Annotated in this window: 19 protein-coding genes; 10 read left to right on the forward strand and 9 right to left on the reverse strand. The window is 64.6% G+C overall.

Annotation, left to right across the window (positions count from 1 at the left end; all coding sequences use genetic code 11):
- Positions 1–6: 6 nt before the first annotated feature.
- The gene (locus IVB54_RS27060; RefSeq protein WP_247363468.1) at positions 7–681 is read left to right on the forward strand and encodes an aldolase; all 675 of its coding nucleotides are present in this window, start codon (positions 7–9) and stop codon (positions 679–681) included.
- 182 nt (positions 682–863) lie between these two features.
- On the opposite strand, the gene IVB54_RS27065 is transcribed toward IVB54_RS27060, so the two are convergent.
- The 6 genes from IVB54_RS27065 to IVB54_RS27090 all read right to left on the reverse strand — a co-directional run bounded on the left by IVB54_RS27065 (position 864) and on the right by IVB54_RS27090 (position 6,441).
- The gene (locus IVB54_RS27065; protein WP_018456987.1) at positions 864–1,568 is read right to left on the reverse strand and encodes an ABC transporter ATP-binding protein; all 705 of its coding nucleotides are present in this window, start codon (positions 1,566–1,568) and stop codon (positions 864–866) included.
- Positions 1,552–2,283, reverse strand: coding sequence for an ABC transporter ATP-binding protein (locus IVB54_RS27070; RefSeq protein WP_018456988.1), 732 nt, complete (start codon positions 2,281–2,283; stop codon positions 1,552–1,554). Before IVB54_RS27070 ends, IVB54_RS27065 begins: the two co-directional genes overlap by 17 nt.
- Complete coding sequence (locus IVB54_RS27075) at positions 2,280–3,263, reverse strand: branched-chain amino acid ABC transporter permease (RefSeq protein WP_018456989.1); 984 nt, start codon at positions 3,261–3,263, stop codon at positions 2,280–2,282. Before IVB54_RS27075 ends, IVB54_RS27070 begins: the two co-directional genes overlap by 4 nt.
- Positions 3,263–4,141, reverse strand: coding sequence for a branched-chain amino acid ABC transporter permease (locus IVB54_RS27080; RefSeq protein WP_026233279.1), 879 nt, complete (start codon positions 4,139–4,141; stop codon positions 3,263–3,265). The genes IVB54_RS27075 and IVB54_RS27080 overlap by 1 nt, the downstream gene beginning before the upstream one ends.
- Positions 4,142–4,291: 150 nt before the next feature.
- Positions 4,292–5,536 (reverse strand): ABC transporter substrate-binding protein, encoded by a 1,245-nt coding sequence (locus tag IVB54_RS27085; RefSeq protein ID WP_018456991.1) that lies wholly within the window; start codon positions 5,534–5,536, stop codon positions 4,292–4,294.
- Between the two features lie 89 nt (positions 5,537–5,625).
- Complete coding sequence (locus IVB54_RS27090; protein ID WP_247363469.1) at positions 5,626–6,441, reverse strand: putative hydro-lyase; 816 nt, start codon at positions 6,439–6,441, stop codon at positions 5,626–5,628.
- Between the two features lie 120 nt (positions 6,442–6,561).
- On the opposite strand from IVB54_RS27090, the gene IVB54_RS27095 reads away from it, so the two are divergent.
- From IVB54_RS27095 to IVB54_RS27110, 4 genes are read left to right on the forward strand one after another with little or no spacing between them, the layout of a single operon-like run.
- Positions 6,562–7,479 carry a LysR family transcriptional regulator gene (locus IVB54_RS27095; RefSeq protein WP_018456993.1) on the forward strand — a complete coding sequence of 306 codons (918 nt, stop codon included), beginning with the start codon at positions 6,562–6,564 and terminating at the stop codon, positions 7,477–7,479.
- A 32-nt stretch (positions 7,480–7,511) separates the two neighbouring features.
- Positions 7,512–8,762, forward strand: coding sequence for a Zn-dependent hydrolase (locus IVB54_RS27100; RefSeq protein ID WP_018456994.1), 1,251 nt, complete (start codon positions 7,512–7,514; stop codon positions 8,760–8,762).
- Between the two features lie 12 nt (positions 8,763–8,774).
- Positions 8,775–9,686, forward strand: a complete 912-nt coding sequence (locus IVB54_RS27105) for an NAD(P)-dependent oxidoreductase (RefSeq protein ID WP_018456995.1) — start codon at positions 8,775–8,777, stop codon at positions 9,684–9,686.
- Between the two features lie 11 nt (positions 9,687–9,697).
- Positions 9,698–10,771: a malate/lactate/ureidoglycolate dehydrogenase gene (locus tag IVB54_RS27110; protein ID WP_018456996.1), complete on the forward strand. Its 1,074-nt coding sequence runs from the start codon at positions 9,698–9,700 to the stop codon at positions 10,769–10,771.
- Positions 10,772–10,964: 193 nt separating this feature from the next.
- Here IVB54_RS27110 and IVB54_RS27115 read toward each other — a convergent pair whose 3' ends face one another.
- Positions 10,965–12,038 (reverse strand): tartrate dehydrogenase, encoded by a 1,074-nt coding sequence (locus IVB54_RS27115; protein ID WP_085362309.1) that lies wholly within the window; start codon positions 12,036–12,038, stop codon positions 10,965–10,967.
- A gap of 157 nt (positions 12,039–12,195) precedes the next feature.
- Here IVB54_RS27115 and IVB54_RS27120 point away from each other — a divergent pair, with 157 nt between their 5' ends.
- Entirely contained in the window at positions 12,196–12,972 is a 777-nt protein-coding gene (locus IVB54_RS27120; protein ID WP_018456998.1) for an SDR family oxidoreductase, read from the forward strand.
- A 157-nt stretch (positions 12,973–13,129) separates the two neighbouring features.
- The gene (locus IVB54_RS27125) at positions 13,130–14,548 is read left to right on the forward strand and encodes an amidase family protein (RefSeq protein ID WP_085385873.1); all 1,419 of its coding nucleotides are present in this window, start codon (positions 13,130–13,132) and stop codon (positions 14,546–14,548) included.
- A 155-nt stretch (positions 14,549–14,703) separates the two neighbouring features.
- Here the strand turns inward: IVB54_RS27125 and IVB54_RS27130 are convergent, their stop codons facing one another.
- Both IVB54_RS27130 and IVB54_RS27135 read right to left on the reverse strand, forming a co-directional pair.
- Entirely contained in the window at positions 14,704–15,810 is a 1,107-nt protein-coding gene (locus IVB54_RS27130; RefSeq protein WP_247363470.1) for an amino acid ABC transporter permease, read from the reverse strand.
- 2 nt (positions 15,811–15,812) lie between these two features.
- Positions 15,813–17,000, reverse strand: coding sequence for an ABC transporter permease subunit (locus tag IVB54_RS27135; protein WP_247776526.1), 1,188 nt, complete (start codon positions 16,998–17,000; stop codon positions 15,813–15,815).
- 86 nt (positions 17,001–17,086) lie between these two features.
- Between IVB54_RS27135 and IVB54_RS27140 the strand changes: the two genes are divergently transcribed.
- The 3 genes from IVB54_RS27140 to IVB54_RS27150 are packed head-to-tail and all read left to right on the forward strand — an operon-like array spanning position 17,087 to position 20,338.
- Positions 17,087–17,959 (forward strand): SIS domain-containing protein, encoded by an 873-nt coding sequence (locus IVB54_RS27140; protein ID WP_204510624.1) that lies wholly within the window; start codon positions 17,087–17,089, stop codon positions 17,957–17,959.
- Positions 17,960–17,962: 3 nt separating this feature from the next.
- The gene (locus IVB54_RS27145) at positions 17,963–19,312 is read left to right on the forward strand and encodes an aspartate aminotransferase family protein (RefSeq protein ID WP_247363472.1); all 1,350 of its coding nucleotides are present in this window, start codon (positions 17,963–17,965) and stop codon (positions 19,310–19,312) included.
- Between the two features lie 12 nt (positions 19,313–19,324).
- Complete coding sequence (locus IVB54_RS27150) at positions 19,325–20,338, forward strand: amino acid ABC transporter substrate-binding protein (RefSeq protein ID WP_247368203.1); 1,014 nt, start codon at positions 19,325–19,327, stop codon at positions 20,336–20,338.
- Positions 20,339–20,399: the final 61 nt, after the last annotated feature.

Consider the following 20,399-nt stretch of genomic DNA (forward strand, 5'->3'; position numbering starts at 1 on the left):
ACGGACATGACGGCCATGAGCAACGAGACATTGCTGCGCGAAGACATTTGCCGCTTCGGACGGTCCCTGTTCGAGCGTGGGCTGACGCCCGGCTCCTCCGGCAATATCAGCGCCAGGCTGGACGGCGGCGGCTGGCTGGTGACGCCGACCAATGCCTCGTTCGGCTTCCTCGATCCCGCAAAACTGTCGCGGCTGGACGATCAGGGCCGACTGGTTTCGGGCGATGCGCCGACCAAGGAAGTTCCGCTGCACAATGCACTCTACGCCACGCGCGGGAGCGCAAGGGCGATCGTGCATCTGCATTCCACCCATTCGGTCGCGCTGTCGATGCTGCCGGAGATTGACCCGCGCGCCGCGCTGCCGCCGATGACCGCTTATTATCTGATGAAATGCGGCGCCACCGCGCTCGTGCCTTATTACCGCCCTGGCGATCCCGCGGTCGCCGATGCGATCAGGGGTCTGGCGGGGGAATATTCGTCCGTGCTGCTCGCCAATCACGGTCCGGTCGTCGCGGGCGACACGCTGGAAGCAGCCGTGTTCGCAACCGAGGAGCTGGAAGAGACGGCGAAGCTGTACCTGCTGTTACGCGGGCTGAACCCACGGTATTTGTCGCCGGAGCAGGTGGCGGATCTGGTGAAGGTGTTCGGGGTGACACTTCCGGCGCACCGGCACGAGGAATGAGCCTCGTGCAGCCGCGGGCGAACTAACCCCCCCTACTCCGCTGTCATTCCCCGCGAAGGCGGGGAATCCAGTACGCCGCGGCTTCTCGGCTCAATCACAACGGCCTCTGGAATACTGGATCGCCCGCCTTTGCGGGCGATGACGCCGAGTGTGTTGCGCGAGTCGTGCCCAACGCTTCGCAACTACAGCCCCAAATACGCCTTGCGCACGTCCGGATTGCCCTTGATCTCGCTTGCGGCGCCCTGCATCAGCACGCGGCCGGTTTGCAGGATGTAGGCGCGGTCGGCGATCTCCAGGCACTCCGCCATGCGTTGCTCCACGATCAGCACGGTCATGCCGGCGTCGCGGATGCGCTTGACGGCCTGGAAGATCTCGTCGACCAGCTTCGGCATGATGCCCTGCGAGGGCTCGTCCAGCATCAACAGCCGCGGGCGCGTCATCAGCGCACGGCCGATCGCGAGCATCTGCTGCTCGCCGCCGCTTAGCGTCTCGGCGCGCTGCTCGAGGCGTTCGGAGAGGCGCGGAAATAGCTGGAACACGAGATCGAGCGGGCTCTCGCGGTCGGCCTCGCCGCGGTAGAGATAGCTGCCGAGGCGCAGATTGTCGCGCACGGAGAGGCGCGGAAACAAGCGGCGGTTCTCCGGCACATAGGCGATGCCGGTCGCCGTGATGTGGTGCTGCGCCATGCCGTCGAGGCGCTTGCCGTCGAACGTCACCGTGCCCGAGCGCGGGCGCTCGGCGCCGGCGATGGATTTCAGCAGCGTCGACTTGCCCGCGCCGTTGGCGCCGGCGACGCAGACGATCTCGCCCTTGGCGACTTCGATGCTGACCGCGAAGATCGCGACCAGGCCCTGATAGGCGGTCGTGACTTCACGCACCGACAGCATGACGATCTCCCAGATATGCGCTGATCACCTTGGGATCGCGGACGATTTCAGTGGGCTTGCCCTCGACCAGCACCTTGCCGAGGTCGAGCACGATGGCACGATCGACCAGCGGCATCACGATCTCCATGACGTGCTCGACCATCAGCACGGTGATGCCGGCGTCACGCACCTTGCGCACCAGCGCGACACCGGTCTGCGCCTCGGTCGGCGTAAGACCAGTGAGGACTTCGTCGAGCAGCAGCAGCTTTGGTTCAGTCGCAAGCGCGCGCGCGACTTCGAGGCGGCGCTTTTCGGCCGGCACGAGGTCGCTCGCGAGCACGTTGGCGCGCGCAGCAAGGCCGGTGAATTCGAGCACCTCATGCGCCTTGCGGCGTGCCTCGCGCATCACGGTGTTGCGCACCAGCGCACCGACGATGACGTTGTCGATCACCGTCATGGTCTCGAAGCTCTTGACGACCTGGAAGGTGCGCCCGATGCCGCGCTGGCAGCGCTCGGCGGCCGGCATGCTGGTGACATCCTCGCCGTCGAACCAGATCGAGCCTTGCGTCGGCGGCAGCACGCCGGCGATGAGATTGAACAGCGTCGACTTGCCGGCACCATTCGGGCCGATCAGGCCGACGATCTCGCCGCGACCCACAGAGATCGAGACGTCGCTGTTGGCGACGAGGCCGCCGAAACGCTGCCAGACGCCGCGGGTTTCAAGCAGCGGGGTCATCGCGTGGCTCCCTTCCGCTTCGCACGAGAGAACAGGCTCACCAGACCCTGCGGCAGGGCGAGCGAAATCAGCACGATCAGCGTGCCGTAGACAATGAGGTCGACGCCGCGGCCGGAGCCGCCGATATAGGAGCGCGTCAGCTCCGTCATCGGGATCAGGATGGCCGCCCCTAACACGGGTCCCCAGAGGGTGCCGATGCCGCCAAGCACGGCGGGCAACGCCATCAGCAGCGAGAACTGGAAGCCCATCACGCTTTCAGGATCGATATAGGCGAGAAACTGGGCATAGAAGGCGCCGCCGATGGCGACGAGGAAAGCGGAGACGGCGGCCGCGCCCATTTTGGAGTTGAACACGACGACACCGAGGCTCTCGGCCGCTTCCGCATTGTCCTTTACCGCGCGCCACCAGAAGCCCCATTTGGAGTCCTCCAGCCACCAGGTGACGAACCAGGCGAGGCTGCACAGCACCAGCGCGAAATAAAAGTAAGGCAGCTTGCTGCGCATGAACTGGAACTTCAGCCAGCTGTCGCCGCGCACCGGAATGGTGATTCCCATCGCAGCCCCCGCCCATTCCCAATTCTGGAACAACAGCAGCCCGATCTCGGCGATAACGATGGTCGCGATCACGAAGTAATGGCCGCGCAACCGAAAGAAGGGATAGCCGAGCCCCATCGCAATCGCGGCCGCGACCGCGCCGCCGGCGAGCATGCCGAACCATGGCAGCACGCCGAACTTGGTGAACAGGAGTTCGGTGGTGTAGGCGCCGATGCCGAAATAGAGCGCATGTCCCAGCGAGATCTGCCCGCAATAGCCAGAGAGAATGTTCCAGCTCTGCGACAGCGCCGCATACATCAAGGTCAGGATCAGGATGTTCTGGACGTAGACGTCCTTGATGAACAGCGGAGCGAGCGCCGCCAGGGCGGTCAGCACCGCGGCGATGATGAGGTCGCGGCGGCGCCGCGCGGCAAAATCCTTGTCCATCACATCGATCCGAACAGGCCACGCGGCCGGATGAAGACGACCAGCAGGTAGACGGCGTAGATGCCGACCGATTTCAGCGACGGCGGCAGCACCAGCGCGGTGGTGGCCTCGACGAGGCCCACGATGATCCCGCCGGCGAACGCGCCGAACACGCTGCCGAAGCCGCCGAGCGCGACCGTGACGTAGGCGATCAGCGCAAAGGACGCGCCGACGTCGGGATAGATATAGAAGAAGCTTGCCATGATCGCTCCGGCGAGGCCGACCAGCGCGGCACCAAGCCCCCAGCCGAGCGCGAACACGCGGTTCTTGTCGATGCCGACGAGGGCCACCGCGCCGGGATCTTCACGGGTGGCCTCCAGCGCGCGACCGAAATCGGTGCGATGGATGAAGAAGTAGAGGCCAGCAAAGGCCAGGATCGAAACCAGCGCACCCATGAGCTGCGGCTCCGGCAGGAAGACGCCGGCGATCGAGATCGTCTTGCCGCCGAGCCAGGACTGCGGAACGCTGCGATAGTCAGGCGTGAAGAAGAACTGCGCGAGGCCGCGCATCACGATGGCGAGGCCAAAGGTGGAGAAGATCTGCACCATGCCCGCGTTGGCCTTGGCCCGCATGGCGAAGCGCACGATCAACAGATAGACGACCGCTCCGAATACGAACAGCGCGGCGGCCACGAGCGGCGCCGACAGCAAGGGGTCGATGGCGAAGAACGTGAACAGGAAGAAGCTCACATACATCGCGATCATCAGGAACTCCCCGTGAGCGAAGTTCACGACGTCCATCAGGCCGAAGATCAGCGCGAGGCCGACGGCGATCAGTCCGTAGAGCAGGCCCATGAGGAGGCCGCTCGCGAGACTTTGGATAATGGTTTGGGCTGTCAAAAGTCTGTCCCCCGAACTACGTCCTCATCCTGAGGAGCGCGCACCGCGCGTCTCGAAGGATGGCCCAGCCCTCGTCCTTCGAGACGCGGGCTGCGCCCGCTCCTCAGGATGAGGGCGGGAGCTACGATCTGTGCTCCCGCTCGCCGTGTCTTACTTCATCGGCCAGATCGCCTCGGCGATCGCGGCCTGCGGCGGGAAGATGGTGACGAACTTGCCGCCGACATATTGCAGCAGCACCGGGTCGGCGTCGTTGTTCTGGCCCATCTCGTCGAACTTGACACGCTTCCAGGGCATGATGGTCTGCTCGCCCGGGATGTCGGTGGCGGCCAGCGCGTCGCGGATCTTCTCGCCGTCAGTCGACTTGGCGCGGCTGATGGCGTCGGCGAGGATGATCAGGCCCATGAACTGACGCGAGGTGAGGTCGTTGAAATCCTTGCCCGACCGCGTCTTGAACATCTCGTTGATCTTGCCAACCATCGGACGCTTCTGCGCGAGGTCGAGCGAGAAGGTGCCGCGCGAGATCACGCCTTCCAGCTTGTCGCCGACAGCGTCGTAGAGCGCCTTCTCGGAGAAACCGGCGTCCTGCGCCACGATCGCGTTCGGCTTGTAACCAAGCTCGCCCATGGTCTTCACCAGCAAGATGCCATCAGTGGTGTAGCTCGAGGGCATCAGCACGTCGGCGTTGGCGCTCTTGAGCTGCTGCACCTCGGCCGAGAGCGAGGGCGAGTTGGCGCGATACTTGATGTCGGAGACGATCTTGTAGCCGCGCTCGCCGGCGATCTTGGCCTGGGCGTTGCCGGAATCGGTGCCGAAGATGGTGTCCTCGTGGAACAGCGATAGCGTCTCGATCTTGGTGCCCTTCTTCTTCAAGGCATCGAAGAAGTCGAACATGGCGGCCGAGTACATCTCGTCATGCGGCGCGGCGCGGAAGTAATATTTCAGGCCACGGCGATGCAGGCTGGGCGAGGAGTTGTCGGCCGAGACGAACGGGATCTGGTAGCGCTCGCAGATCTGGCTGACGGTGACGGCGACCGCGCTCTGATAGGTGCCGATGATGGCGGAGACCTTCTCCTGCGTGATCAGGCGCTCGGCCTCGGCGCGGCCCTTCTGCGGATCGGCCTGGTGGTCGGCGAAAACGAGGCGGACCTTTGCGCCGCCGAGACCCGGCAGGCCCTCGCCCTTCGCCAGTGGCAGGTCGAAATCGGTGTCCTTGTTGATGACCTCGAGCGCGGTTTCATAGGCCTTCTGCGCGTCGACGCCCTGCTGTGCGCTGCCGCCGGAGAACGGATAGATCACGCCGATCACGACTTCCGAAGTCTGTGCGCGCGCTGCCAGCGGCACTAGCGCGGCCGTAGCGGTGGCTCCCAACAATACGTCGCGGCGAGTGATCGTCATGGCAAAGTCCCCTGTTACTGAATTTCAGCCGATCGAATGAAGCGATTGATGGATGCGGTAAAGCTCGAAGAAGCAGCAAACGCTGCCCACTAAATCACGGCCATGGTCCTGTTCTTGAGATCCGTCACCAGCATCAGGCCGGGCGAATGCGTGATCGCAAACGGCAGCTTGGCAGCGTTGATGACCGATTGCGGTGTCACGCCGCAGGCCCAGAACACCGGGATCTCGTCGTCGGCGACCGGCACCGGATCGCCGTAATCGGGCTTGGCGATGTCCTTGATGCCGATCAGGTGCGGATGGCCGAGATGCACGGGCGCGCCGTGCACGGCCGGATAGCGCGAGGTGATCTGCACCGCACGGATCGCATCCGCCGGCTTGAACGGACGCATCGACACCACCATGGGACCGGCAAAGGGACCGGACTCGCCGCAAGCGATGTTGGTGCGATACATCGGCACGCGCACATTGTGCTCGATGTGGCGGATCGGCATGCCCTCGTCGAGCAGCGCCTCTTCGAACGAGAACGAGCAGCCGAGCACGAAGGTCACGAGATCGTCGGGCCAGTATTTGGTGACATCGGTCGGCTCGTCCACGACTTCGCCGTCGCGCCAGACGCGATAGCGCGGCACGTCGGTGCGAATGTCGAGATCGGCGCCCAGCGCCGGGATGTGCGGACTGCCCACATCGGACATGCCGATGATCGGGCACGGCTTGGGATTGAGCTGGCAGAAGCGATGGAACGCCCCGGCATATTCCGCCGGCAAGATTGCCAGATTGCCCTGGACGAAGCCGGGGGCAACGCCGGCGGTGGAGGCGACCAGCCCCTCGCGGTAGGCAAGCCGCGCCTTGCGGCTCGGGAGCGTGTCGGGCGTTTCAGTTTGCTGCACTGCCACCAAAACAGTCATGGGATCGACCTGCCTATAAACTCGACAAAGACAAGCCAACACCACGCGTGCTATAAAGTCTAATCTTCCTTTCTAATCAATATCGATAAATTTCATTTATCGGACGGGAAAATCCTTCCAATGCTGGACTTCAGATCGATCGAGACGTTCCTTTGGGTTGTGAAGCTCGGCAGCTTTCGCGGCGCCGCAGCACGCCTCAACACGACTCAGCCGGCGATCTCCCAGCGCATCGCCCAGCTCGAGCGCGAGATGGGGGTGAAGCTCCTAAATCGCGACCACCGCGTGGCCTCGCCGACACCGAGCGGCCGACAGATGATGGTCTATGCGGAGAAGCTGATCGGCCTGCGCGCCGCGATGATCGCCGAGATCGGCGACCGCTCGGCGATGCGCGGCGTGATGCGACTCGGCGTCGCCGAAACCATCGTGCACACTTGGCTGCCGCGGCTGGTGAAGAGCATGAACGAGGTCTACCCAAACCTGTCGCTGGAGATCGAGGTCGACATCACGCCGAACCTGACCGCGCGCCTGCTTGCGCAGGAGATCGAGCTTGCCTTCGTCGTCGGTCCGCTCTCGGCCTCCGGGGTGCACAATCGCGTCCTCGCCGACTATCCGATCGGTTTTCTCGCCAGCCCCTCGCTCGGCCTCGGCGATGGACCGGTGACGCGGGCTGAGCTCGCGCGGTTTCCGATCATTACCTTCCCGCGGAAGACGCGTCCCTACGAGGTCGTGCGCGAAGTGTTCGACCGGCCGGAGCTGCCTCCGATCCGGCTGCACGCCTCCGCCTCGCTTGCGACCGTCATCCACATGGCGGTCGAGGGCCTCGGCATCGCCGTGATCCCCGACGCCATCGTCGAGAACGAGCTCGCAGACGGGCGGTTGCAACTGCTCGACACCGATCTCAAAATCGCGCCGCTGACATTCACCGCGAGCTGGCTCGCCTCGCCCGATGTCGTGGCGGTGGAGCGGGTCGCAGAGCTTGCATGTCAGATTGCGCAGAGCAGCCTCGCAGTTGACGCGCCCGCGCCGGCGCGTCATTGAAACAGGCGCCGGACAATTGAGAGACTGACCGCATGAGCCGAGCCGCCACCAATTTGCAAATCGATTCCGCCCGCCTCTGGGGCTCCATCCACGAGACCGCGCAGTTCGGCGCGACGGCCAAGGGCGGCGTGCGGCGGCTGACGCTGAGCGCGGAGGACAAGCTGGTACGCGACTGGTTCCGCAAGGCCTGCGAGGACGCCGGCTTGGAGGTGCACACCGATGCGCTCGGCTCGCAGTTCGGGCTGCGCAAGGGACGCGACATGTCGAAGCCGCCCGTCGGCATCGGCTCGCATCTCGACACGCAACCGACCGGCGGCAAGTATGACGGCATTCTGGGAACGCTCGGTGCGCTCGAAGTGATCCGCACGCTGAACGACGCCGGGATCGAAACCGAGGCGCCGATCTGCGTCGTCAACTGGACCAACGAAGAGGGTTCGCGCTTCGCTCCCGCGATGATGGCCTCCGCTGCCTATGTCGGCGACTTCACCACCGATGACATCTTGTCGCGCAAGGACGCTGATGGCACCACCGTCGGCCAGGCGCTCGATGGCATCGGTTATCGCGGCGACAAGCCGGTCGGGTTCCAGAAGCTCGGTTCCTTCGTCGAATTGCACATCGAGCAGGGCCCGATCCTGGAGGCCGAAGGCAAGACCATCGGCGTGGTCGATTCCGGCCAGGGCGTGCTTTGGTACGACGGCAAGATTTCCGGCTTCGAGAGCCATGCCGGATCGACGCCGATGCCGCTGCGGCGCGACGCGTTGGCGACGCTGTCCGAGATCGTGCTGGCGATGGAGGCCATTGCGAGGAAGTACGGGCCGAAGGCCGTCGGTACCATCGGCGAGGCCGTGATCGCAAACCCCTCGCGCAACGTCATTCCCGGCGAGATCGCCTTCACGATGGATTGCCGCAGTGCGGATGGCGCGATCATGGATGCGCTCGATCGCGATCTGCGCAGCGCGATTGCCGAGATCGCCGCACGCCGCAAGGTCGAGGTGAAGATCGACCTGGTCTGGCGCAAGCCGCCGACGCATTTCGATCCCAAATTGATTGCCGCAGTCGAGAACGCGGCGAAGACGCTCGGCTACTCCTCTCGCCGCATCACCTCCGGCGCCGGCCACGACGCCTGCAATCTCAACACAATCATGCCGGCCGCAATGGTGTTCGTGCCCTGCAAGGACGGCATCAGCCACAACGAGCTGGAAGACGCCACGCAGCCCGATTGCGCCGCGGGCACCAACGTCCTCATGCACACGGTGCTGGCGATCGCCGGCGTCGCATCCTGACCGGAGAGAACCATGCGCGGAGTTTTCGTCGACGCCAATGAAACTCTCGCCGTGATCATGGAGCGGCTGGAGCAGCCCGGCGATCCCAAGGTGCGGATCCACAGGGATCCCGACATCAAACCCGAACAATATCCTGAAATCCTCGACGGCGCCGAGATCGCGATCGTCGACCACACCGCGCTGCCTACCGACGTCGCAAAGAAGTGCACAGGGTTGAAGCATGTCGTGTTCCTCGGCACCGGCGCGCGCAGCTACATGAACCCGGAGGAGCTCGCTGAGCTCGGCATCTCCGTGCACCTGATCAAGGGCTATGGCGACACGGCGGTCGCGGAATGCGCGATCACGCTGATGTGGGCTTCGGCCCGCGTCATCGCGATGATGGACCGCGAGATGCGCGGCGGAAACTGGCTCCGCGAAGACGGCATGCAACTCACTGGCAAGACGCTCGGCCTGATCGGCTTCGGCGGTATTGCCGCGGAGGTCGCGCGCATTGCCTTGGGCAGCGGCATGAAGGTGATCGCCTGGAACCGCTCGCCGAAGAGCTATCCGGGCGTGGAATTCGCCGATCTCGACACGGTGTTGGCGAGAGCAGACGTCGTATCGCTGCATCTGCTGCTCAACGACGAGACGCGCGGCATGATCACCCGCGAGATGATCGCGAAGATGAAGCCGGGCGTCATCCTCATCAACACCGCCCGCGCCGCCGTCGTCGACGAGGCCGCCATGATCGATGCCCTGAAGTCGGGCCACATCCGCCATGCCGGCCTCGACGTGTTCAATATCGAGCCATTGCCCGGCGATCATCCGCTGACAAAACTGCCGAACGTGACGTTGTCGGCGCATTCGGCGTTCCGGACCCCGGAGGCGAGCGAGAACCTGATTGGCGCGGCATGGGAGCACTGCCGCCGGATCGTGAAGGAATAAGAGCAACAACAATGGCCGATTACCGCACCATCAAGGCACAGCCGCTCATCGAAGCTATCAGCGCCATCGTCAAGGCCGGCGGGTCTACGGACCGCGAGGCCGAGCTCGTGTCCACCAATCTGGTCGAGGCCAACCTCAAGGGACACGATTCGCACGGCGTCGGCATGATCCCGCGCTATGTCCAGAGCGTCACCACGGGCGGCCTCGCCGTGAACCAGCACGTCAAGGTCGTGCTCGACACCGGTCCGCTTCTCACCCTCGACGGGCTCACCGGCTACGGCCAAGTGATCGGCCATGAAGCGATGGAGCTGGCAGCCGAGCGCGCCAAGCGCAACGGCGTGTGTCTCGTCGGCCTCTCAAACTCGCACCATATCGGCCGCATCGGCCACTGGGCCGAGCAGTGCATCGACCATGGGCTGGTCTCGATCCACTTCGTCAACGTGATCTCGCGTCCCATCGTGGCGCCCTGGGGCGGCAGCGATGCGCGCCACGGCACCAACCCGTTCTGCGTCGGCATCCCGCGCGCGGGCAAGGACCCCATCGTGCTCGACTTCGCCACCAGCAGGATCGCGCAGGGCAAGACCCGCGTCGCCCACAACAAGGGCGTCGAGCTGGAGCCCGGCACGATCATCGACAATGAGGGCAAGCCGACCACCAACCCGCGCTACACCGTGATCCCGCCATACGGCGCCATCCTGCCGTTCGGCGAGCACAAGGGTTCAGGGCTCGCGCTGGTTTGCGAAATCCTCGGCGGCGCGCTCTCCGGCGGGCAGGTGGTCAAGGGTCCGTCCGATGGCAAGCACAACGTCCTCAACGGCATGCTCTCGATCATCATCGACCCCGGCAAGCTCGGCACCGCGGAGAATCTCGCGCGCGAAGTCGAGAGCTTCGTCGCCTGGCACACCGGCTCACCTCCGGCCCCAGGCGTCGACAAGGTGAAGATCGCGGGTGAGCCCGAGCGCGCGACGAAGAAGAAGCGGCTCGCGGAAGGCATCCCTGTCGATCCGACCACCTGGCAGGAGATTCTGGAGGCCGGAAAGAAGTTCGGGCTGGATCAGGCGGCGATCGAGAAGATCGCGGGGTAGTGAGGCGGAGCACGGTGCTCTTCCCTTCTCCCCTTGTGGGAGAAGGTGGCGCGAAGCGCCGGATGAGGGGTTCTGTCCGCGAAGGGAAATGCACAATTGAGAGGTCTGTCTCCGCGGAGACAACCCCTCACCCGTCTTCGATGCTTCGCATCGAAGCCACCCTCCCCCACAAGGGGGGAGGGAAAGCAGCGCTCTAATCCACCATATCCGCGACCGCCTTGCCGCAAGCCGTAGTGTCGGCATTGCCGCCGAGATCCTTGGTGCGGAGCGTGCGCTCTGCCAGCGTGCGCTCGATCGCATCGACGATCGACTTGCCGGCTTTCTTCTCGCCGAGATGCTCGAGCATCATCGCGCCGGACCAGATTGCGCCGATCGGATTGGCGATGCCCTGCCCCGCGATGTCGGGCGCCGAGCCGTGCACCGGCTCGAACACCGACGGGAAATTGCCGTCGGGGTTGATGTTGCCGGACGGCGCGATGCCGATGGTGCCGGTGCAGGCCGGGCCGAGATCCGACAGGATGTCACCGAACAAATTGGAGCCGACCACGACGTCGAACCAATCCGGATGCAGCACGAAGTTCGCGGTCAGGATGTCGATGTGATACTTGTCCCACTTCACGCTTGGATACTTCTTCGCCATCGCCTCCACGCGCTCGTCCCAATAGGGCATGGTGATGGAGATGCCGTTCGACTTGGTCGCCGAGGTCAGGTGCTTCTTCGGCCGCGACTGCGCGAGCTCGAATGCGAACTTCAGGATGCGATCGACGCCGATGCGGGTCATCACCGTCTGCTGCGTCACGAATTCACGGTCGGTGTCCGGGAACATGCGGCCGCCGACGGAGGAATATTCGCCTTCGGTGTTCTCGCGCACGACCCAGAAATCAATGTCGCCGGGCTTGCGGTTGGCCAGCGGCGACGGCACGCCCGGCATCAGCCGCACCGGGCGCAAATTCACATATTGGTCGAACTCGCGGCGGAATTTGATCAGTGAACCCCAGAGCGAGACGTGATCCGGAATCTTGGCCGGCCAGCCGACCGCGCCGAAATAGATCGCATCGTGCTTGCCGATCTGATCCTTCCAATCGTCCGGCATCATCTGGCCGTGCTTCTCGTAATAGTCCCACGACGAGAAGTCGAAATGATCGAAATGAAGGGACACGCCGTGCTTCTTCGCCGCGGTCTCCAGAACGCGCAGGCCCTCGGGCATCACTTCCTTGCCGATGCCGTCGCCGGGAATGACCGCGATCCGGTATTGTTTCTTGCTCATCGAGAACGTCCTTGATTGGTCCGGCAGCCGCCGTCTTTTTGACCGCACTGCAATGGACCAAACGCGACGGCAGTGCAACGCTGCACTGCAATGTTGACCATGGCGCGGCCGACCGCCTACTGATTGTATTCCCGTTCCTCTCCTGCGAGTAACTCCCATGGATCTGCACCTGCGTGGCAAGCGCGTCCTGATCACGGGCGCGTCCAAGGGTATCGGCGCAGCCGCCGCCGAGGCCTTTGCCGAGGAAGGCTGTCATCTCCTCCTCGCCGCCCGCAATGGCGATCAGCTCAAGGCTTTGGCCGAGCGCTTGCGCTCGGCGCACCAGATCGATGCCGCCACGAGCATTGTGGATTTGCGCAGGAGCGAGGATTTGACGCGGCTCGCCAAGGAAGCCGCCGACATCGACGTGCTCGTCAACAATGCCGGCGACATTCCCGCCGGCTCCATTGACAAGATCGACGAGGCCACCTGGCGGCACGCCTGGGAATTGAAAGTGTTCGGCTACATCAACCTCACGCGTATGATCTATGCGCAGATGAAGGCGAAGGGCGGCGGCGTGATCGTCAACGACATCGGCGCCGCCGGCGAGAAATTCGACGCCAACTACATCTGCGGCAGCGCCGGCAATGCCGCGCTGATGGCCTTCACCCGCGCGCTCGGGGGCAAGAGCCTCGCCGACAACATCCGTGTGGTCGGCATCAATCCCGGCCCGGTTGGCACTGACCGTCACGTCACCCTGCTGAAGATGCGGGCAAACCACCAGTTCGGCGACGAGAGCCGCTACAAGGAATTCCAGAAGAGCCTGCCGCTCGGCAGGCCTGCGCATGCGCGCGAGATCGGCGATCTCATGGCGTTCCTGGCGTCGGATCGCGCGGGCTATACGTCGGGGGTCATCTATACGGTGGATGGCGGAATCAGCGCAGGATGGGGTTAACTTTATCCTCGTCATTGCGAGCGCAGCGACTTGTCCGCCGAAGCTTTAGCGAAGGCGGAAGCGATCCAGGAATGTATCTGCGGCAAAAGTCTGGATTGTTTCGTCGCTTCGCTCCTCGGCAATGACGGAGCCTAAAACAAGCACAGGAGTAGAATAGTTGTCTCAGGACCTGATCCGCGAATCCGCTTGCGCCGTCGTCGACAAGCTGCGCTCCGGCGACGTCTCGCCGCTGGAGCTCTTGGATGTGCTGCAGAAGCGCATCACCGAAGTCGATGGCAAGGTCAACGCGCTGCCGACGCTGTGCTTCGATCGCGCGCGGGATAGCGCAAAGGCGCTGATGCGGAAGCCGGCCGGTGCGCGCGGATTGCTCGCAGGCCTGCCGGTGCCGATCAAGGATCTGACCGATGTTGCAGGTGTGCTGAACACTCAGGGCTCGCCGATCTTCAAGGACAACATCCCTGCGACGTCCGACATCCTGGTCGAAAATCTCGAGGCCAACGGCGCGGTCGTCTATGCCAAGTCGAACACGCCGGAATTCGGTGCGGGCGCCAACACCTTCAACGAGGTCTTCGGCGCAACCCTCAATCCCTGGGATACATCCAAATCGGCAGCCGGCTCGTCAGGCGGAGCGGCGGTGGCGCTCGCGACCGGCATGGCCTGGCTCGCGCAAGGCTCCGACATGGGCGGCAGTCTGCGCAGTCCGGCAGCTTTCTGCGGCGTCGTGGGCATGCGGCCGAGCATCGGCCGCGTCGCGCACACGCCGAAAGCGGCCATCGATCGCAACCTCGGCGTCGTCGGTCCGATGGCACGCAACGTCGAGGATCTCGCGCTGCTGCTCGACGCCATGAGCGGCGACTATGCCGCCGACCCGCTGTCGCTGCCGACGCCCTTGACGTCGTTTCTCTCGGCGGCGCAGTCAGGCAGCAAACCGAAGCGCATCGCCTATTCGGCGGATCTCGGCATCACACCGGTCGATCCCGAAGTCAAAGCGCTCACGCGGAAAGCGGCGGAACGCTTTGCCGAAGCCGGCGCCATCGTCGAGGAGGCGCATCCGGATTGGCGCGATGCGCATGAGTGCTTCCACGTGCTGCGCGCGTTCGACTTCGCGATCAGCAAGGCGCAGCTGCTGCGCACCAAGCGCGACCTGCTCAAGCCCGAGGTGATCTGGAACATCGAGGAAGGCCTCAAGCTCACGATCGAGCAGCTCGAACGCGCCGAGGCGCAGCGCGTCGGCATGACCGCGCGTGCGATCGAGTTCTTCAAGAGCTACGATCTGCTGCTGGTACCGACCACGATCGTGCCGCCCTTCCCGATCGAGCACCGTTATGTCGCCGAATGCGCCGGCAAGAAGTTCGACAATTACGTCGAGTGGCTCGGCATCGTCTATGCCATCACGCTCGCCTGCTGTCCCGCGCTGTCGTTGCCGTGCGGCTTCACCGCATCGGGACTTCCGGTCGGCCTGCAGGTCGTCGGGGCTCCGCGCGCGGATGCGCAGGTGATCGCCGGCGCGAAGACGCTGGAGGATATTTTGGGCGTGCGTGGCACGACGCCGATTGATCCGCGGGTGAAGAACTAGGTTCCCGCTCTCGTGCCCCGCACGCGGCGCAGCGCCTCTTCGGCGGTGCGCTGCAGAGCCGGGGCCCAAGTCTCCAGGACTTCCCGTGTATCCCTGGGTCCCGGCTCTGCGGTGCAGCGCTTTGCGCCGCACCTTGTCCGGAACACGCGCGGCCTTCACCTTCCGCTCGTCGCCTCCAGGCTCCGGCTATACCGCGACATCGCGAAGCAGAAGACAAAATAGATCACGGCGACGAAGATGTAGACTTCGACGGAGAATTGCTGCCACGCCGGATCGATGATCGCGGTCTTGGCCGTGGTGAGCAGGTCGAAGATACCGATGATCAGAACGAGGCTGGTGTCCTTGAAGAAGGCGATGAAGGTGTTGACCAGCGGCGGGATGACGTGACGGATCGCCTGCGGCAGGACGATCAGCCGGTTCTTGCGCCAGTAGGACAGGCCGAGCGCCTCGGCGGCCTCGTATTGCCCGCGGGGCACGGCCTGGAGGCCGCCGCGGATGACTTCGGCAAGATAGGCACCCGCGAACAGGATGATCGCGACCTGCGCGCGCAAGAGCTTGTCGATGTTGAATCCGTTCGGCATGAACAGCGGAAACATCACGCTCGCCATGAACAGCAGACTGACCAGCGGCACGCCGCGGATCAGCTCGACATAGAGCACGCTGAGCGAGCGGATCGCCGGCAGTTTTGAGCGCCGGCCTAGTGCGACGAGGATGCCGAGCGGGAAGCCGAAGGCCAGACCAAAGGTCGCCAGGATCAGCGTCACCGGCAAACCACCCCAACGGTCCTGCGAGACGAACGACAGACCGAGTATGCCACCCCACATCAGCATACTGATCAGCGCGAGCGCTCCGATCCAGAGATAGGCCAGTTCGCGCCGCCATAAGGCGCGGCGGCTGGAGAGATAGAACAGGGCGATGAACAGCAGCACCGCCAGTGCCGGCCGCCACTGCTCGTCGAACGGATAGGTGCCAAACAGGATGAAGCGGTATTTTTCGGGGATGATTGCCCAGCATGCACCGAGGCCGCGTACCGCGCGGCAGGCGCTGGAATCGTTCGCCGGGGTGACCCAGACCGCATTGGCGATACCCCATTGCACGAAGCTGAAGAGGCCCTTTGCAAGCACCGCCAGCAACACGACCGAGAGGATGCCGTTCGGGATCGACGAGAACAGATTGGTGCGCAGCCAGCGCAGCACCGGGTTACCAATCTGCGGGCGGCGGGCGGCGCGCGATGCTTCCGGAATGTCGGCGATCGCCGTCATGGTCAGCGCTCCACCAGCGCGATGCGCGAATTGTACCAGTTCATGAAAAAGCTGATGCCGAGGCTGATGGTGAGAAACACCGCCATGATCAAGGCAATGGCCTCGATCGCCTGCCCGGTCTGGTTCAATGTCGTGTTGGCGATCGAGACCACGTCCTGATAGCCGATCGCCACCGCGAGCGAAGAGTTCTTGGTCAGGTTGAGGTACTGGCTCGTCATTGGCGGCACGATGACGCGTAGCGCCTGTGGCAGGATGATCTGCCGCAGCATGAAGCTGCGGCGCAGTCCCAGCGCGTTGGCGGCATCCCACTGGCCGCGCGGCACCGACTGGATGCCGCTGCGCACAATCTCGGCGATGAAGGCCGAGGTGTAGGTGACGAGCGCGATCAGCAGCGCGAAATATTCCGGCGCAAGCGTCAGTCCGCCGACGAAGTTGAAGCCGCGCAACTCAGGCCATTCGATCGTCCAGGCCACGCCCAGCAGCACGGACACCGCCGCAGGCAGCACAACGAGCAAGCCGAGTGCAAAAGGCCAGGCCGGCCGCGGCTTGCCGTCGCGCATTTGCTGCGCGATGAGCCGCCGCCGGATCTCATAGAACACGACAAGTCCGAGCACTGCCGTGCCGAGCACCCAAAGCTGCGGCGTCCCGATGGGAATCGCCGGCAGGATCAACCCGCGATTGGACAGGAACACGCCCTCAATCGGCCGCCATGCCGCGCGCGCGGCCGGGAGCGCCTGCATCAGCACGTACCAGAACAGGAGCTGGAGCAGCAGCGGGATGTCGCGGAGCGTCTCGACATACACCGCGGCGAGCCGCGACAGCAGCCAATTGGCCGACAGCCGCGAGATGCCGATCACCGTGCCCAGGATCGTTGCAAGCACGATTCCGATCACGGCGACGCGCAGGGTATTGGCGATGCTGACGACAAAGGCCCAGAGATATGAGTCCCTCGGATTGTAGGCGAGCAGGCTGTCGGCGATGGGCATCCCGGCCTCACGGCCGAGGAAGGCAAAACCGGTCGTGATGCGGCGCACGGAGAGATTGGTGACCGTGTTGGACCAGAGGAACACGATGACCGCGACTACGATCCCCACCACCAGAACCTGCCAGAACAGGCCTTTCAGCTCGCGCTGCCCGAAGGCGCCGAAGAAGCGACGGCGCGGCGGCGGTCTCGGACCGTCTGACGTCACAGCACAAAAATCCTTCTCAAGACGGCGATTTCCGGCAGCGCACGTCAACTGTTGCACCAAACTCAGCTTCGTGCAACAAATGTTTCATGGCCGAGCCTGCGAAATCCTCGCCACTGAGCGAACTGCGCATTGCATTGCCATCGCTTCCGATGCGGTTGCAGGAGGTCGGGCGTTTCGTTGCAGCCAACGATTACGACGCCACCACGCGTTCGATGCGCGATCTCGCAGCGGTTGCCGGCGCCGATCCCGCCGCGTTCACGCGGCTTGCCAAGGCGATCGGCTATTCGGGTTGGGATGAATTGCGCGCGGCGTTGACGGAGGCGCGGCGGCCCTCGCAGCTAGCGCCTTTCTCCGGCCGCGCCAAGGGCCGCCGCCACGGCCCGAACGCCGATGTCGCGCTCATCACCGACAAGCTGGAGGCCGAGGCCGCCGGCCTTCCGCGCATCCCGGCCCGGCCGATCGCGGAGGCGGCGCGCGCACTCCACCACGCCAAGCGGATCTGGATCACCGGCTACCGAAGCTGCCGCAGCGTCGCGGAATTGCTGAACTACGAGCTCCGGCTGTTTCGTCCCGAACAGGTGCAGCTCGTCGGCGCGTCCGGCCCCGACGATCTCGATATGGGCGCGTTCCGGCCCGGCGAGGCCGTCATCGTCATCGGCTTCATGCCCTACACCCACGCGAGCGTCCGGGTCGCGCAGGCCGCCTATCGCGCCGGCGCGGCCCTGATCGCGATCGCCGATAGCCCATCGGCGCCGATGGCTGAAGGTGCCGACCACGTGCTGCTGTTCGAGGCGGCCTCCTCTCCCGGCTTTTTCCCGAGCCTCACCGGCGCCATCGCGATCGCGCAATCGCTCGCCGCCGTGACGTTTTCGCTCGGCGGCACGGCCGCGAAAAAGCGCCTGGAGAATACCGAGGCCCGGCTGGCCGCGGCTTCAACTTACGTATCAGAGAAAGGTTGACCCATGGCCGCCCGCACCAGCCGCGTGCTGCATCGCTCGCTGCGCGAAACGCCGCCCAAGGCAATCGGCGGCGAAGGCGTCTATCTCTTTGCCGAGGACGGACGCCGCGTGATCGACGCCTCCGGCGGCGCGGCGGTCTCTTGCCTCGGCCACCAGCATCCACGCGTGATCGCAGCGATCACGAAGCAGGCTTCGACCCTCGCTTATGCCCACACAGCCTTCTTCTCGTCGGAGCCGGCGGAGGCGCTTGCCGAGACGCTGGTCGGCCACGAGCCCGGTGGCCTCGCCTACGCCTATTTCGTCAGCGGCGGATCGGAAGCGATCGAGGCCAGCATCAAGCTCGCGCGGCAATTTTTCATCGAACGCGGCGAGCCGCAGCGGCAGCATTTCATCGCTCGGCGCCAGAGCTATCACGGCAACACGCTTGGCGCACTGGCCGCCGGCGGCAATGCCTGGCGGCGTGCGCCCTATGCGCCGCTGCTCTCCGACGCCTTCAGCCATGTGACCCCGGCCTTCGCCTATCACGAGAAGCACGATGGTGAATCGGACGCGCAGTTCGTGGCGCGGCTCGCCGCCGAACTCGAAGCCGAGTTTCAGCGGCTTGGCCCCGACACCGTCGCCGCGTTCCTCGCAGAGCCCGTCGTCGGCGCCACCGCAGGTGCCGTCACGGCGCCGGACGGCTACTTCAGGGCGGTGCGCGAGATCTGCGACCGACACGGCGCGCTGCTCATTCTCGACGAGGTCATGAGCGGCATGGGCCGCACCGGCACCACGCACGCCTGGGAGCAGGAAGGCGTGGCACCCGACATCCAGGCGATCGCCAAGGGTCTCGGCGGCGGCTACCAGCCGATCGGTGCAATGCTCGCGAGCGGCAGGATCATCGACACAATCCGCTCAGGTTCGGGCGCCTTCCTGCACGGCCACACGTATCTGGCGCACCCTCTCGCTTGCGCCGCCGCGCTCGCGGTGCAGGACGTGATCCGCGAGGACGGCCTGCTCGACCGGGTCAAGCAGCGCGGCAAGCAGCTCGAGCAGCGGCTCACCGAGCGCTTCGGCAATCACCGCCATATCGGCGACATCAGGGGCCGCGGCCTGTTCTGGGCGATCGAGCTCGTCGCCGATCGCGCCAGCCGAACCTCGTTTGATCCCGCGCTGAAGCTGAATCAGAAGATCAAGGCGGAGGCCTTCGCCAACGGCCTCGGCTGCTATCCCGGCGGCGGCACCGCAGACGGCATCCGTGGCGACCACGTGCTGCTGGCGCCGCCCTATATCACCTCCGCGGAGGAGATCGATCTGATCGTCGACAAGCTCGGCACGGCCGTCGACAGCGTATTGCGTCGTGTCAATCACTGAGGGGAGAAAAGCATGATGAGGAAAGTGGTTATCATAGCCGGCGTGCTCGCGGCGTCGACGGTGGTGGCGTCGGCGGCAACGCTCGACACGGTGAAGAGCCGCGGCACGCTGATATGCGGCGTCAGCGCCGGTTTCGCCGGCTTCTCCGCACCGGATTCGCAAGGCAACTACAAGGGTCTCGACGTCGATTATTGCCGCGCGCTCGCCGCCGGCGTGCTCGGCGATGCCATCAAGGTGCGTTACGTCTCGCTGACCGCGCAGAACCGCTTCACCGCGCTCCAGTCCGGCGAGATCGACGTGCTCTACCGCAACTCGACGCAGACCTATCTGCGCGGTGTCACGCTGGGCCTGCGGCAAGGTCCAATCAACTTCTACGACGGTCAGGGCTTTGTCGTGAAGAAAGACCTCGGCGTGAAGGAGATCAAGGACCTCAAGGGCGCCACCGTCTGCGTCGCGCAGGGTACCACGCATGAGGTCACGCTCGGCGATTACGGCCGCGCCAACGGCATCGATTGGAAGCCGTTGGTGTTCGACCGCGTCGACACCATGTACCAGACCTTCTTCGGCGGCCGCTGCGATGCCATGACCCAGGACGCTTCCGCGCTTGCTGGCGCCGTGACGACCGCGGCGCCGAACGCGGCCGACTACGTCGTGCTGCCGCAGACCATCAGCAAGGAGCCGCTCGGCCCCTTCACCCGCAATGGCGACGAGGTCTGGAGCGACATCATCACCTGGCTGCACTACGGCTTGATCGAGGCCGAAGAGCTCGGCGTCACACAGGGCAATGTCGATGAGATGGCGAAGTCGCAGACGCCCGCGATCCAACGCCTGCTCGGTGCCTCCGGCGATCTCGGCTCGCGGCTCGGGCTCGACAACAAATGGCTGGTCACGGCCATCAAGGCCACCGGCAATTACGGCGAGATCTACGAGCGCAATGTCGGCAAGGCGAGCCCGCTCAAGCTCGAGCGCGGCCTCAACGGTCTCTGGAGCAAAGGCGGCTTGATGTACGCGGTGCCGTTTAAGTAAACGTTTTGCGTGTCCCGGACGCGTTGCGTCCGGGGCTCGCGACCTTCCATCAGGTAACGTT

This window comes from Bradyrhizobium sp. CW1, from assembly GCF_023100665.1.
Lineage (GTDB): Bacteria > Pseudomonadota > Alphaproteobacteria > Rhizobiales > Xanthobacteraceae > Bradyrhizobium > Bradyrhizobium canariense_D.

Excerpts from the sequence above, each read along its gene's own strand:
- IVB54_RS27060 (WP_247363468.1), top strand. The coding sequence starts at position 7 with ATGACGGCCATGAGCAACGAGACATTGCTGCGCGAAGACATTTGCCGC.
- IVB54_RS27065 (WP_018456987.1), bottom strand. The coding sequence starts at position 1,568 with ATGCTGTCGGTGCGTGAAGTCACGACCGCCTATCAGGGCCTGGTCGCG.
- IVB54_RS27070 (WP_018456988.1), bottom strand. The coding sequence starts at position 2,283 with ATGACCCCGCTGCTTGAAACCCGCGGCGTCTGGCAGCGTTTCGGCGGC.
- IVB54_RS27075 (WP_018456989.1), bottom strand. The coding sequence starts at position 3,263 with ATGGACAAGGATTTTGCCGCGCGGCGCCGCCGCGACCTCATCATCGCC.
- IVB54_RS27085 (WP_018456991.1), bottom strand. The coding sequence starts at position 5,536 with ATGACGATCACTCGCCGCGACGTATTGTTGGGAGCCACCGCTACGGCC.
- IVB54_RS27090 (WP_247363469.1), bottom strand. The coding sequence starts at position 6,441 with ATGACTGTTTTGGTGGCAGTGCAGCAAACTGAAACGCCCGACACGCTC.
- IVB54_RS27095 (WP_018456993.1), top strand. The coding sequence starts at position 6,562 with ATGCTGGACTTCAGATCGATCGAGACGTTCCTTTGGGTTGTGAAGCTC.
- IVB54_RS27100 (WP_018456994.1), top strand. The coding sequence starts at position 7,512 with ATGAGCCGAGCCGCCACCAATTTGCAAATCGATTCCGCCCGCCTCTGG.
- IVB54_RS27105 (WP_018456995.1), top strand. The coding sequence starts at position 8,775 with ATGCGCGGAGTTTTCGTCGACGCCAATGAAACTCTCGCCGTGATCATG.
- IVB54_RS27110 (WP_018456996.1), top strand. The coding sequence starts at position 9,698 with ATGGCCGATTACCGCACCATCAAGGCACAGCCGCTCATCGAAGCTATC.
- IVB54_RS27115 (WP_085362309.1), bottom strand. The coding sequence starts at position 12,038 with ATGAGCAAGAAACAATACCGGATCGCGGTCATTCCCGGCGACGGCATC.
- IVB54_RS27120 (WP_018456998.1), top strand. The coding sequence starts at position 12,196 with ATGGATCTGCACCTGCGTGGCAAGCGCGTCCTGATCACGGGCGCGTCC.
- IVB54_RS27130 (WP_247363470.1), bottom strand. The coding sequence starts at position 15,810 with ATGACGGCGATCGCCGACATTCCGGAAGCATCGCGCGCCGCCCGCCGC.
- IVB54_RS27140 (WP_204510624.1), top strand. The coding sequence starts at position 17,087 with ATGGCCGAGCCTGCGAAATCCTCGCCACTGAGCGAACTGCGCATTGCA.
- IVB54_RS27145 (WP_247363472.1), top strand. The coding sequence starts at position 17,963 with ATGGCCGCCCGCACCAGCCGCGTGCTGCATCGCTCGCTGCGCGAAACG.
- IVB54_RS27150 (WP_247368203.1), top strand. The coding sequence starts at position 19,325 with ATGATGAGGAAAGTGGTTATCATAGCCGGCGTGCTCGCGGCGTCGACG.